This is a genomic window from Pseudomonas sp. NPDC077451 (genome assembly GCF_044543345.1).
GTDB lineage: Bacteria > Pseudomonadota > Gammaproteobacteria > Pseudomonadales > Pseudomonadaceae > Stutzerimonas.
In genome coordinates this window covers 14,446-27,760 of sequence record NZ_JBITVX010000005.1, presented here as the reverse complement: position 1 = coordinate 27,760, position 13,315 = coordinate 14,446, and the positions used below count along the sequence as shown (strand labels likewise).

General features: G+C 60.0%; 13 protein-coding genes. 3 read left to right on the top strand and 10 right to left on the bottom strand.

Going from position 1 to position 13,315, the window contains the following annotated elements:
• Positions 1-87: 87 nt before the first annotated feature.
• The 10 genes from purH to ACIGHL_RS09950 all read right to left on the bottom strand — a co-directional run bounded on the left by purH (position 88) and on the right by ACIGHL_RS09950 (position 10,377).
• Positions 88-1,692 (bottom strand): bifunctional phosphoribosylaminoimidazolecarboxamide formyltransferase/IMP cyclohydrolase, encoded by a 1,605-nt coding sequence (purH, locus tag ACIGHL_RS09995; RefSeq protein ID WP_128119997.1) that lies wholly within the window; start codon positions 1,690-1,692, stop codon positions 88-90.
• Between the two features lie 83 nt (positions 1,693-1,775).
• Complete coding sequence (gene fis, locus ACIGHL_RS09990; protein WP_021208373.1) at positions 1,776-2,096, bottom strand: DNA-binding transcriptional regulator Fis; 321 nt, start codon at positions 2,094-2,096, stop codon at positions 1,776-1,778.
• On the bottom strand, positions 2,093-3,106 hold the full coding sequence (gene dusB, locus ACIGHL_RS09985; RefSeq protein ID WP_128119996.1) for a tRNA dihydrouridine synthase DusB: 1,014 nt from the start codon (positions 3,104-3,106) through the stop codon (positions 2,093-2,095). Before dusB ends, fis begins: the two co-directional genes overlap by 4 nt.
• 198 nt (positions 3,107-3,304) lie before the next feature.
• On the bottom strand, positions 3,305-4,579 hold the full coding sequence (locus ACIGHL_RS09980) for a DUF3426 domain-containing protein (RefSeq protein WP_128119995.1): 1,275 nt from the start codon (positions 4,577-4,579) through the stop codon (positions 3,305-3,307).
• Between the two features lie 96 nt (positions 4,580-4,675).
• Positions 4,676-5,557 carry a 50S ribosomal protein L11 methyltransferase gene (gene prmA / locus ACIGHL_RS09975; protein WP_128119994.1) on the bottom strand — a complete coding sequence of 294 codons (882 nt, stop codon included), beginning with the start codon at positions 5,555-5,557 and terminating at the stop codon, positions 4,676-4,678.
• Between the two features lie 144 nt (positions 5,558-5,701).
• A complete protein-coding gene (accC, locus tag ACIGHL_RS09970) occupies positions 5,702-7,051 on the bottom strand; it encodes an acetyl-CoA carboxylase biotin carboxylase subunit (RefSeq protein ID WP_128119993.1) in 1,350 nt (449 codons plus the stop codon).
• 17 nt (positions 7,052-7,068) lie between these two features.
• Positions 7,069-7,524: an acetyl-CoA carboxylase biotin carboxyl carrier protein gene (accB, locus tag ACIGHL_RS09965; protein WP_128119992.1), complete on the bottom strand. Its 456-nt coding sequence runs from the start codon at positions 7,522-7,524 to the stop codon at positions 7,069-7,071.
• 80 nt (positions 7,525-7,604) lie between these two features.
• Positions 7,605-8,048 carry a type II 3-dehydroquinate dehydratase gene (gene aroQ / locus ACIGHL_RS09960; protein ID WP_045424891.1) on the bottom strand — a complete coding sequence of 148 codons (444 nt, stop codon included), beginning with the start codon at positions 8,046-8,048 and terminating at the stop codon, positions 7,605-7,607.
• A 152-nt stretch (positions 8,049-8,200) separates the two neighbouring features.
• Positions 8,201-9,982, bottom strand: a complete 1,782-nt coding sequence (locus tag ACIGHL_RS09955; RefSeq protein ID WP_128119991.1) for a protein-disulfide reductase DsbD — start codon at positions 9,980-9,982, stop codon at positions 8,201-8,203.
• Between the two features lie 71 nt (positions 9,983-10,053).
• Complete coding sequence (locus ACIGHL_RS09950) at positions 10,054-10,377, bottom strand: Rieske (2Fe-2S) protein (protein ID WP_128119990.1); 324 nt, start codon at positions 10,375-10,377, stop codon at positions 10,054-10,056.
• 187 nt (positions 10,378-10,564) lie between these two features.
• On the opposite strand from ACIGHL_RS09950, the gene ACIGHL_RS09945 reads away from it, so the two are divergent.
• The 3 genes from ACIGHL_RS09945 to ACIGHL_RS09935 are packed head-to-tail and all read left to right on the top strand — an operon-like array spanning position 10,565 to position 13,213.
• On the top strand, positions 10,565-11,548 hold the full coding sequence (locus tag ACIGHL_RS09945) for a FecCD family ABC transporter permease (protein WP_181689989.1): 984 nt from the start codon (positions 10,565-10,567) through the stop codon (positions 11,546-11,548).
• A complete protein-coding gene (locus ACIGHL_RS09940) occupies positions 11,548-12,315 on the top strand; it encodes a heme ABC transporter ATP-binding protein (protein ID WP_128119988.1) in 768 nt (255 codons plus the stop codon). Before ACIGHL_RS09945 ends, ACIGHL_RS09940 begins: the two co-directional genes overlap by 1 nt.
• A 10-nt stretch (positions 12,316-12,325) precedes the next feature.
• Positions 12,326-13,213 (top strand): ChaN family lipoprotein, encoded by an 888-nt coding sequence (locus ACIGHL_RS09935; protein WP_128119987.1) that lies wholly within the window; start codon positions 12,326-12,328, stop codon positions 13,211-13,213.
• Positions 13,214-13,315 lie beyond the last annotated feature (102 nt).

Sequence of the window (13,315 nt, the reverse complement as noted above, 5' to 3'; positions counted from 1 at the left end):
ACTCGAATCTCTCGTCTGAGAGCTGGAAGCCGAAGCCGGAAGCCGGAAGCAGTAGGCTTCAGTCTTCCAGCTTCAGACTTCGAGCTTTTAGTGCCTGAAATGGCGCATGCCGGTGAACACCATGGCGATGCCGGCTTCGTCTGCAGCCGCAATCACCTCAGCGTCGCGCATCGAACCACCTGGCTGGATTACCGCGGTAATACCGGCTTTGGCGGCGTTATCGATGCCATCCCGGAACGGGAAAAACGCATCGCTGGCCATCACCGCACCGGGCACCGGCAGGCCGGCATGCTCAGCCTTAATCGCTGCGATCCGTGCGGAGTTGACCCGGCTCATTTGTCCGGCGCCGACACCGACTGTCTGCCGATTCTTGGCGTAGACGATGGCATTGGACTTGACGAACTTGGCTACTTTCCAGGCGAAAATCAGGTCGTGGATTTCCTGTTCGGTCGGGGCGCGCTGGGTGACGACCTTCAGGTCGGCTTCGCTGATCATGCCAATGTCGCGGCTCTGTACCAAAAGACCACCGTTGACGCGCTTGAAGTCCCAGCCCGGTGCCCGATCAGCCGGCCACTGGCCGCATTCGAGCAGGCGTACGTTGGCTTTGCTTGCGACCACTTGGCGGGCTTCGGCCGATATGCTTGGTGCAATGATCACCTCGACGAACTGCCGTTCGACGATGGCTTTTGCCGTTTCGCCATCCAGCTCCCGGTTGAAGGCAATGATGCCGCCGAATGCCGATTCGCTGTCGGTCGCATAAGCCAGTTCATAGGCCTGACGGATGCCGCCCTCAGCATCCGGAACGACGGCGACACCGCACGGGTTTGCGTGTTTGACGATTACGCAGGCTGGCTTGACGAAGCTCTTCACGCACTCAAGCGCCGCGTCGGTATCGGCGACGTTGTTGAACGACAATTCCTTGCCCTGCAGCTGGCGGGCGGTGGCAACGCAGGCTTCGTCCGCGGTCTCGACATAGAAGGCCGCGATCTGATGTGGGTTCTCACCGTAGCGCATGTCCTGCGCCTTGACGAACTGGGTGGTGAACGTCCGCGGAAGCAGGCTGCGTCCCTCGGTCGAAAGCGTCTCAGCGCTCTGGTCGACGGTCCCCAGGTAATTCGCGATCATGCCGTCATAGGAGGCCGTGTGTTCGAAGGCCTTGAGCGCCAGGTCGAAACGCTGCGCATAGGTCAGGCCGCCGTTTTTCAGGTTGTCGATGACGTGAACGTAATCGTCGGCGTTGACGACGATGGCGACATCCTTATGGTTCTTTGCGGCGCTGCGGACCATGGTCGGGCCACCGATGTCGATGTTCTCGATGGCGTCCGGCAGCGTACAGCCAGGCTTGGCGACGGTAGCGGCGAAGGGATACAGGTTGACTGCAACCAGGTCGATCGGGTTGATGCCATGCTCGGCCATGACTGCGCCATCCATATCACGGCGGCCAAGGATGCCGCCGTGAATCTTCGGATGCAGCGTCTTGACCCGACCGTCCATCATCTCCGGAAAGCCGGTGTAGTCGGCTACTTCGACGGCGGCGATGTCATTGTCGCGCAGCAGTTTAAAGGTGCCGCCGGTGGACAGGATCTCGACGCCCAGAGTGACGAGTGCGCGGGCAAAATCAACGACGCCGGTCTTGTCGGACACGCTGATCAGCGCGCGGCGGACGGGAAGGCGGGTGCTTTGGTCGGTCATGGACATTTCCTAAGAGCTACAGGCTGCAAGCGGATAGCTCTTAGGAAGACGGCTTGCACCGTTCCATCGGAGCTCACCGCTGATCAGAGAAGGTCGTACTGCTTGAGTTTCTTACGCAGGGTGCCACGGTTCAGGCCCAACAGCTCCGAGGCCTTGGTCTGGTTGCCCTTGACGTAATTCATCACGGTTTCCAGCAGTGGGGCTTCCACCTCGGAAAGCACCAGGTTGTAAACGTCCGTAACGTCCGCGCCTTCTAGGTGCGCGAAATAGTTATGCAACGCCTTCTCCACACTGCCTCGCAAGGTCTGACCTGCTTCGCTCGGCGTATTAAGGTGTTGCTTGAGGTTCACGTTGTCGCTCACGGATGTTGTTCCAGTTAACAAGGTTTCGTTCAACAGCGTCATGCAGCCACCCCTTTTCCTTCCCCCGAATCAGGGCGTGTACGGCGTTCGGCGAAAAATCCCCGAACGCTGGCGCATTGCGCATCCCTGTCTTCCAAACCGTTGAACCGGCCGCGGTATTCCTGCGCGCCGGGTAGTGTTGCCAGGTACCAACTGACGTGCTTACGGGCGATACGTACACCCATCACATCGCCATAGAACGCATGCAGTGCCTCGAGATGCTGCAGCAGGATACTCTCGACCTCTCCCATCGACGGAGATGCCATCAGGTCGCCTGTCGTGAGGTAATGGTTTATCTCACGAAAGATCCATGGTTTACCCTGCGCGGCTCGGCCAATGAGCAGTCCGTCCGCACCCGTGGTGTCGAGCACCTGGCGGGCCTTTTCTGGCGTATCGATGTCGCCATTGGCAAACACCGGTATCGACACGGCCTGCTTGATCGCCGCGACGGTCTCGTATTCCGCTTCACCTGTGTAGAGATCGGCACGCGTTCGGCCATGCACGGCCAGCGCGGCGATCCCAGATTGCTCGGCAATTCTCGCCACTGCGAGCCCGTTCTTGTTCTGCCTGTCCCACCCGGTACGGATTTTTAGGGTTACTGGCACATCAACCGCAGCGACCACAGCCTCGAGTATTTCCGATACCAGCTTCTCATCCTTCATCAACGCCGAGCCGGCGGCCTTGTTGCACACTTTCTTGGCTGGGCAACCCATGTTGATGTCAATAATCTGCGCGCCCAGTTCGACGTTGCGAGCGGCCGCTTCGGCCAGCATTTGTGGATCGCCGCCGGCGATCTGCACCGAGCGCGGTTCTGGATCCCCGTCGTGCAGCAAGCGCAGGCGCGATTTGCGGCTGTTCCACAGGCGCACATCGCTGGTCACCATTTCCGACACCACCATGCCAGCGCCTAGACGTCGGCATAACTGGCGGAACGGCTGATCGGTCACGCCGGCCATGGGCGCGAGGATCAATCGATTCGGAAGGATATAGGGGCCGATGCGTACCGCTGACATGAAGATTCCCTGCTTGGAGCCTGCTTGTTAGGTCGATCGGGACAGCAAAAAAGGGTGTGCATAATACCCGCTACGGATGACGGGTTAAAGGCTGTTCTGAACAAAATCTGAACAGCTCCGAGCTTATAACCAGCGGTAGCATGCCGCCCCGAAAAAGGGGGCGGCAAAGGCCACTTATCGTCTCAGGCTGTGCGGTCGTTAATCGGGGGAGCGAAACGCGAGGCTGTAATTTACTGCCGTAATGCCCGGGTCGAGAATATCCAGAGCAATGTGGATAGGTATCTGCGAAGGCATTTCCCGCTGTCCGGCGAGCTCTCCTGAGAGGTATTCGCCGGGCTTGAACGTACGCCGCGCAAGTGTCTGGCCCTGAATGTCGGCGAAGCGCACTTCCAATAATGGGAAAGGCTGGGCAAAGGGTGCGCGGTTGTAGATGATCGCATCGACAACCAGCGCCCCAGCGAAGTCCGGGTGGCTGCGTACCACTAGATTGCTGCTCTTGATCTGGCTGATGTCGACTCTGGGCGGCAACTCGCAGCCAAGAGCAGGGCAGATTTTCTCCAGCCAAGGGCGGTACTCATCTTGTCGCGCGAGCTCGTCGAAGTTATAGGCGGCATACTGCGCTGCTAAGCCAAGCAGGGCGATTAGGTTCAATAAGCCCCAACCCAACCAGCGGCCCCAGGGGCGCCGGCGCGCCTGCCAATCGAGTTGCAATGGTTCATCGTCCAGTTCGAACAGCCGCTCCCCTCGGCCGTAGTCTCGCTCGGTGCTGACTGATTTTCGGCCCGCCAGGGCAGACTGCGCACTGTTTTCGTCGGAATCGAACGGCCGATCGAGCAGGGGCTCGGTGCGTCCCGCTGAATTGAGCTGGCCGATCAATGGATCAGTAGTGCTTGCCAGTGGGCTCGGCGGCGCGGGGTGTTCGGCGCTCACTGGGGTGAAGTGGATATCCGAAATATCGGTGCCGGGCTCGGCGGTATGTTCTGGCTCCGCCTTGAGCGGCTCGTTGCGTATTTGGGGTGCTGATTCCGCGCTCAACAGCTGCTCGGCCCACGCTTCGTCGTCATCAATTGAATGGTCCGTGTGTTCGCTGTGCTGCTGTTCACCAGGTTGCGGTTCAAGCTCCAGGAACTCGCGGGACAGTTCCAACTCCTGTCGCTCAAGCTTTGCCAACTCTTCATCAAGATCAAGGCTATCCAGATCCAGATCGTCGTGGATCCAAAACGTGTCGTCTTGATCTACAGGTTTGTCTGGCAGCGCTCGCGCTTTTGGCGCGTCGCTGGCGGCGGAGAGGTGAGTGGCGTCTGCGCCCGCGTCGCTGTTGCCAGTCGTGTCTGCTTCTTGCAGGTAGCGGGCGGCATTGAAGAGCTCCATGCACGCACCGCACCGCACCACACCCTGGGCAGCGGCGAGCTGGGTGCGGCTGACGCGGAAGCTGGTCTGGCAATGGGGGCACTGGGTGACGAAGCTGGTCATGCGTTGGTCCGGCTTAAATGGCCGTAGTCTAGCGCATGCACGCCAGTGAGCCGCAGTGGAGAACGGCCGAGTTGAGTGCTCGGCCAGAGACTTTAATCACAGCCGACGGGTGCCGGTAATTCGCACCCAACCGTCTTTGTCCGCCGTCGCATCAAGCTCGAATTGATCTGCATAGGCGGCACGGACCTCTTCAGCCTGCTCAGCCAATACTCCCGACAGGGCCAGACGGCCGCCGGGCTTGACCCTTTCGATGATACTCGGTGCCAGTGCCACCAGCGGGCCGGCGAGGATGTTGGCGACCACCACGTCAGCCTGGCCATCGGGAAGCTGCTCGGGCAGATAAAGCGGGAGGCGTGCTGGGTCGATGCCGTTGCGTCCCGCATTGTCACGCGATGCCTCGAGCGCCTGCACGTCGATGTCGGTTCCCACCGCTTGCTTCGCCCCTAAAAGCAGGGCAGCAATGGCCAAAATGCCGGAGCCACAGCCGAAATCCAGCACGTCCAAACCATCTAGCGGCTGCGCGTCCAGCCACTCCAGACAGAGCGCCGTGGTCGGGTGAGTACCGGTGCCAAAGGCCAGGCCGGGATCGAGCGATAGGTTCACCGCGTTCGGTTCTGGAGCAGCATGCCAGCTCGGCACGATCCACAGGCGGCTGCCGAAACGCATCGGGTGGAAGCTGTCCATCCAGCTGCGTTCCCAATCCTGGTCTTCGATCCGCTCGAGCTGATACTCGGGCAGCTCGCCGCCCGTTAGGAGCTGCAAGTGGGCCAGGAGGTTGCTTTCGTCGGTATCGCCTTCGAATAGCGCCAGCAAATGTGTGTGTGACCACAGCGGGGTGGTGTTGAGATCGGGCTCGAATATTGGTTGATCTTCGGCGTCCATAAAGGTTACGGACACTGCGCCAACGCCCAATAGTGCGTCTTCGAGGGCTTCTGCCTGTTCCGGTGAGATGGCGAGACGAAGTTGTAGCCAGGGCATTGTGGCCTCTCGGAGCGAACGGCCGGGATAGGCGGCCGGGGAAAAGTCGAAATATTACTGGAGCCTGCGTGCAGCTTCCATCCGGCTGAAGCCAGAAACGACAAGGGCTGCCAATCGGCAGCCCTTGTCAATGTCAGCACTCGATCAGTGCTTGTCCATTCCCAGCTTCTTTTCCAGGTAATGGATGTTCACGCCGCCTTTGCAGAAGCCGTCATCTCGGACCAGATCCCGGTGCAGCGGGATGTTGGTTTTGATGCCATCGACAACGATTTCGTCCAGAGCGTTGCGCATGCGAGCCATGGCCTCTTCACGTGTCGCGCCGTAGGTGATCAGCTTGCCGATCAGCGAATCGTAGTTCGGTGGCACCGAATAACCGCTGTACAGGTGCGAATCGACCCGGACGCCATTGCCGCCAGGCGCGTGGAAGTGCTTCACCTTGCCGGGGCTGGGCAGGAAGTTGGAGGGATCTTCGGCGTTGATCCGGCATTCCAGCGAATGCCCGCGAATGACCACGTCTTCCTGCTTGATCGACAATTTGTTGCCGGCAGCGATGCTGAGCATCTCCTTGACGATGTCGATGCCAGTGACCATTTCGGTTACCGGATGCTCTACCTGTACGCGCGTGTTCATTTCGATGAAGTAGAAGCGACCGTCTTCGTAAAGAAACTCGAACGTACCGGCGCCCCGGTAGCCGATCTCGACGCAGGCATCGGTGCAGCGCTTGAGTACTTCGGCACGTGCTTTTTCGTCGATATAAGGGGCAGGTGCTTCTTCCAGAACCTTCTGATGGCGGCGCTGCAGCGAGCAGTCGCGGTCGCCCAGGTGCACAGCGTTGCCCTGTCCATCGGACAGCACCTGAACTTCGACGTGGCGCGGATTGCCCAGGAATTTCTCGAGATAGACCATCGGATTGCCGAACGCTGCGCCCGCTTCGGTACGAGTCAGCTTGGCCGATTTGATCAGGTCTTCTTCTTTGTGGACCACGCGCATGCCGCGGCCGCCACCGCCGCCTGCTGCCTTGATGATCACCGGATAGCCGACTTCGCGTGCGATGCGCAGCGCTTCGTTTTCATCTTCCGGTAGCGGTCCCTCGGAACCCGGCACCACAGGCACGCCTGCTTTGATCATGGCTTCCTTGGCCGAGACCTTGTCGCCCATCAGGCGAATGGTTTCCGCTTTAGGGCCGACGAAGGCAAAACCGGACTTCTCCACCTGCTCGGCAAAGTCGGCGTTCTCAGCTAGAAAGCCATAGCCGGGATGGATCGCCGTGGCGCCGGTCACTTCTGCGGCGGCAATAATCGAGGGGATGTGCAGGTAGGAGTTGGTGGCGAGGGCCGGGCCGATGCAGACGGACTCGTCGGCCAGGGCCAGGTGCATCAGCTCTCTGTCTGCGGTCGAGTGAACTGCAACGGTCTTGATCCCCAGCTCTTTGCAGGCTCGCAGAATCCGCAGGGCAATTTCACCGCGGTTGGCGATTAGTACTTTTTCCAACATCGCTGGTTCTCCGCAGTTCAAACGATGGTGAACAGCGGCTGGTCGTATTCGACCGGCTGACCATTCTCCACCAGGATGGATTCGATGGTGCCGCTGGTTTCGGCCTCGATGTGGTTCATCATCTTCATCGCTTCAACGATGCACAGAATGTCGCCTTTCTTGACGCTTTGACCCACTTCAACGAAGTTGGCCGCTTCAGGCGACGAGGCACGGTAGAAGGTGCCGACCATTGGCGAGCGGACCACGGTGCCGTTGAGCTTGGGCTGCACCGGTGCGGCGTCGGCGGCTGGCGCTGCAGCAGGAGCGGCTACCGGTGCTGGCATCGGTGCCTGGGCGTAGTAGGGCTGCTGCATTGCAACCTGCTTGCTGTGACGGCTGATGCGAACGGACTCTTCGCCTTCGTGAATTTCCAGTTCGTCGATACCGGACTCTTCCAGCAGTTCGATCAGTTTCTTGACTTTGCGAATATCCATGAAGCGGTGACTCCCAAGTAGGTTCAAAGGGCATTGCTGCTCGCTTCTTCGAGGCCGGGCGCGTGTCGCGCGCGGTCCTGTCAGGAAGCAGCGAGTTGTTCCAAGGCGGCCTCCAATGCCAGGCGGTAGCCGCTGGCGCCAAGGCCGCAGATCACCCCTACCGCGACATCCGAGAAGTAGGAGTGATGGCGGAAAGGTTCACGCTTGTGCACGTTGGACAGGTGCACTTCGATGAATGGGATGCTCACCGCCAGCAGCGCGTCACGTAAGGCGACGCTGGTATGTGTGAAAGCGGCGGGATTGATCAGGATGAAGTCCACGCCTTCACCGCGTGCGGCATGGATGCGCTCGATCAGTTCGTACTCGGCATTGGATTGAAGGTGCAGCAGGTGATGGCCGGCGTCGCGGGCTCGCTGCTCCAGATCCTGATTTATCTGAGCCAGTGTTATGGCGCCATAAACGCCAGGTTCGCGAGTGCCAAGCATATTCAGATTCGGGCCGTGGAGGACCAGAAACGTCGCCATGAGTATTCCTTGTTGTTCTATCCAAACAGCCGCTTGGAGCGCGTCGGTCGGTGAGGGGAAAAACTATGCCCGAAGCAAGGGCTGACTGTCCAGTCATGTCTTGATCGGCGTAAATGCCGACATTATGACTGGAGATTGCCGCAGGGAATCGTCTAGAGAGAGGTTTCGGCGCGGTCCAGTCGTTCAGCAAACTGGCTGGCATCGATTTCACCGACGACCCTGACGTCGGTCAGTTCATTGCCGGCGCGATCGAAGAATAGAACCGCAGGCGGTCCGAACAGCTTATAGCGATCCAGCAAGGCCCGCTGTTCCGGGTTACTGTCCGTAATGTCGAAGCGAACCAGGCGGTAGTCTTCCAAGCGGGGTGCAATTTGAGGGGCGGCGAACACTTCGCGTTCTATCACCTTACAGCTGATGCACCAATCGGCGTACCAGTCGAGCATCAACGGCTGGCCGGCTGCTTGGGCCGCTTTGAGCTGGGCGTCGAGTTCATCTGGGGTGGTTATCGTGCGCCAGGCTTCAGTTTCGCTGGCCAAACTGTTGCCGACGGCTGACGTCGAGTGGGGCAATGGCCGAAGCGGATCGGAGCCACCTTGCAGCGCACCGACCCAAGTCGCCAGGGCATAGACCAGCAGGACCAAGCCCAGTAATTGTGCCAATTTTTGTTGGGGGGTCTTGAGACCGAACTCCAAGGTGCCAAGGAACAATGCCGTGCCGGCGGCCAGCAAACCCCACAGTGCCAGCGCCAGCGGACCTGGCAAAACCCGCTCGAGCATCCATACCGCGACTGCCAGCAGCAGCACACCGAACACGTTGCGCACCGTGACCATCCATGGTCCGCTCTTGGGGAGCAGGGCGCCGCCGCCAATGGCGAATAGAATCAGCGGTGTGCCCATTCCCAGACCAAGGGCAAACAGTTTGAGTCCGCCACCCAGCGCATCGCCACTGGCGCTGATATACAGCAGAGCGCCAGCAAGCGGTGCCGAGACGCATGGCGAAACCAGCAGGCTGGAGACAGTGCCGAGCAGTGCGGCACCGACGAAGGAGCCGCCCTTGGCGTTACCCGCAATACGCTCGAGGCGGTAACCCATGACCTGCGGGACGCGCAGCTCGAACAGTCCGAACATGGCCAGGGCAAAGGCGACGAAAAATAGCGCGAACGGCACTAGGATCCAGGGAGATTGCAGGCGTGCCTGCAGATTCAGCTCGGCTCCGAACATGCCCATGAGCGCACCGAGCACGGCGAAGCCGGCCGCCATTGGCAAGACGTAGGCGAGCGATAGACCAAAACTGCGCATCCCGCCGATCTGTCCGCGCAAAACGACCCCGGACAGAATCGGCAGCATTGGCAAGACGCATGGTGTGAAGGTCAGCCCCAAACCCGCGAGAAAGAATAACGCCACCGAGCGCCAGGAGAGACCGGCACTGGCATCGGTCGGACTGTCTGGAGTCGATGCTTTGGGCGGCCCTGTCGGCGCGCCACCAATGTCGAGAGATTCGGTTTCCGGCGGATAGCACAAGCCTTTGTCTGCGCAACCTTGGTAAGTCACCTGCAAGGTAAAGGGTTGGTTCTGCGGGTTGCGAATCGGTAGCTCGACGTCGAGCACGCCGTAATAGACTTCGACTTCGCCGAAATAGTCATCGGTCTTCTGCTCGCCGGCTGGAAGATTCGCCTCGGCGACCACAACCCCAGGCGTATCGGTCCTGAATTTGAACTGGTGCCGGTAGAGGTAATAGCCTTCCTGTGCTACGAAACGCAGTTTCACCAGCTCCGGCGAGGCGTCGATCAGGTTCAGGCGAAACGCCTCGCGTACCGGCAAGAAGTCTGCGCTGTTGTTCAGGCCTCCAAGCGTAACGCTAGGACGGCTGTCAAACAGGCCTGCGGCGGCAGGGAGGGCGAAGAAAAGGAGCAGCAGACTCAGCAAACGGCGCATGGTCATCTCACAGGAAGCAGTGACCGCATGATACCCAACGCGGCCAATCGTCGCTCGTACGCAACGTCGCACTAGCGCACGTTCTGTAACCAGATGGTGCCGTCTTGCTCGATGCATGGCAGCGCTCGCAATGCCTGTCCTGCACAGGGGCCGGCCACGCATTCGCCACTGTCGATGAGAAACAGGGCGCTGTGGGTGGCGCACTGGATCAGGCTGCCGCTGCTGTCGAGGAACTGGTCCGGCAACCATTCCAGGGGGATTCCGCGATGTGGGCAACGATTCTGATAAACGTAGAGTGTGCCCTCCTTGCGTATTGCCAGCAGGCGCTGCCCTTCTCGTTCGAAACCCTTGCTCTGTCCCTCCGTCACCTCTGTGGTCTCGCACAATCGAATCATCGGGTCCTCCTTAATATGCGAAGAATTATCACCCAATCAGCTAGCGACAGGGTCGACGAACCGCTGATAGCGCTGGCGGAGTCAGTGGCTGGCTTTTATTCTTCTGCTCAAATTTCAACTGGCGAAACTTTTGATGAGCCCAGTGCTATCCGCACGCCCGCTGTTTATTTCGCTGGGACTCGTGTGGCTGATCGCCTTCTGGTTGTCGCTGTCGCTTGGGCCGGTCACTCTACCGCTGGGCGATACCTTAAAAGCCTTGCTGCAACTGTTTGGCTTATCGATTGCGGGCGAGGGCGCTGACCAAGCCGCTCTGATCCTCGGACAGATACGCTTGCCACGCGCCTTGCTCGGGTTAAGTGTGGGGGTGGTACTCGCATTGTCCGGCGTCGCCATGCAGGGGTTATTTCGCAATCCACTGGCTGACCCTGGGCTGGTCGGTGTTTCCAGTGGTGCCGCACTAGGCGCCGCCGCCACCATCGTTGGTGGTGAGCTCGTCGGCGGAATCTCCCCGCTGCTGGAGCCTTATCTGCTGTCAATCAGTGCGTTTCTCGGTGGCCTGGGTGTCACCTGGCTGGTTTATCGGCTTGGTCGTCGGGACGGGCGCACGCATGTCGCGACGATGCTGCTCGCTGGCATTGCACTGACCGCTCTTGCTGGAGCGGTGATCGGGCTCTTCACCTACGTTGCGGATGACAAAGCGTTGCGTACGTTGACCTTCTGGAATCTCGGCAGCCTCAACGGGGCGAGCTATGCACGGCTCTGGCCGCTATTGCTGGTGACTGTGGCGGTGACGTTCTGGTTGCCTCGCCGTGCGCGGGCACTGAATGCGCTGCTGCTGGGCGAATCGGAGGCACGTCACCTCGGCTTTGATGTGGAACAACTCAAGCGCGAACTGGTGTTTTGCACAGCGCTCAGTGTCGGCGCTGCGGTAGCGGCGGCCGGCATGATCGGCTTCGTTGGGCTGGTGGTTCCACATCTGGTGCGGCTGATGATCGGTCCCGACCACCGGTTACTGTTACCGGCTTCGGCGTTGGCTGGGGGGAGTCTGTTGCTGCTTGCCGATCTCCTTGCCCGGCTTCTGCTGGCACCTGCCGAGTTGCCGATCGGTATCGTCACTGCATTGCTGGGCGCGCCTTTCTTTCTTTACCTGTTATTGCGGCAGCCACAGTGATGCTCAGTATTCGCGGTGGCTCAGTTCGGCGAGGCGCTTCCGACGTCCTCGCTGACGTTAACGTGGCTTTGGACGCAGGCGAGGTTTTAGGGGTGCTGGGGCCAAACGGAGCAGGGAAGAGCACCCTGCTTGCCGCGCTGAGTGGCGAGCTGCCTGTCGGTGCTGGCGAGGTGCTGTTGCATCAGAAACCGCTGCACAGCTGGAGTGGTCCGGAGCGCGCGCGCTGTCTGGCGGTTTTGCCGCAGAATTCAACCTTGAATTTCGGTTTTCGCGTCGACGAAGTGGTCGGCTTAGGTCGGCTGCCACATGAAAGCGGTCTCGAAGCCGACCGGGCTATCGTCTCGGCTGCACTGGGTGCTGCAGATGCGCAGCATCTGGCCCAGCGCAGTTACCTGTCGCTGTCCGGAGGCGAACAGCAGCGCGTGCACCTTGCGCGGGTACTCGCGCAGCTATGGCCCGGGCGTACTGGGCAAGTATTGTTGCTCGACGAGCCTACGGCCATGCTCGATCCGTTGCATCAGCACAGCATCCTTTACGCGATCTGCCAGTTCGCCAAACTGGGCGGCGCGGTACTGGTCATCCTGCATGATCTCAACCTTGCGGCACGCTACTGCGATCGTCTGGTGCTGCTGGCTAACGGACGTGTACATCTGAGCGGTACGCCCGAACAGGTGTTGCGGTCTGAGCCACTGAAGTCGGTGTTCGGCCTCGATGTGCTGATCCAGCGCCACCCGGAAAGAGACCACCCGCTCGTTATTGCTCGCTGAGGATTGATGTATGCGATTGCTATTGCCCCTGGTCGTGATCTTGCTCACCGCCGCTTGTCAGTCACTACCACCCTTGCCAGCCTGGCAAAGTCCAGAGGGTCTCGAGCATCCCGACCTGGGGCGGATCGTCGATCTGCAAAGCGGCGAACAGATATCGCCGAGGCGGTTGCTCGACGAGCTAGCCAAGGTCGATGAGGTATTGGTAGGGGAGCGCCATGACAACCCAGACCACCATGCCCTCCAGCTTTGGCTTCTTCAGGCCTTGGCACAGCGCCGGGCGCAGGGGAGTCTGCTGCTGGAAATGCTCAACCCGGATCAGCAGGACAAGGTCGCTAAGGTGCAAGCATTGGTTGACCGTGGGCAGTGGCCAGCTGACCTGCCTGCTGCGCTGGACTGGCAAAAAGGTTGGGAATGGCGGTTGTACGCCCCGCTGGTCAAGCATGCGTTGGCGCAGCCCTATCCTTTGCTGTCAGCCAATCTCGATCGAGAGGAAATCATGCGTGTCTACCGCCGTATACCAACGCTCACCGGTGCGGCCGCTGACAAGAACGTGCAGGGGATCTTGCTCGCGCAGATTCGGACGTCCCACTGCGACCTGCTGCCAGAGAAGCAGCTGCCCGCCATGCTCGCAGTCCAGCAGCAACGCGACCTGCGAATGGCCGAGCAGCTGAATTCCGCGCCGAAGCCGGCAATGCTAGTGGCAGGTGCTTTTCATGTCCGGCGTGATCTCGGCGTGCCTTTGTATCTTTCGAGTCGAGATCGCAATCCCGCGACGCGAGTATTGATGTTCGTCGAAGTGGGAGACAGGGCTCCCTCCGATCAGGCCGATTTCGTCTGGTTTACCCCGGCTCAGCCGCAGCAGGATCATTGCGCCGAACTTCGTAAGGCAACCGAGTAGCTGGGAACAGAGGTTCAGCGGAGCTAGTGTTTCGCGGGCAAAAAAAGACCCGGCAAGAGCCGGGTCAAAACCGTGATTAGCCTGATGAGGAGATAACCTGAA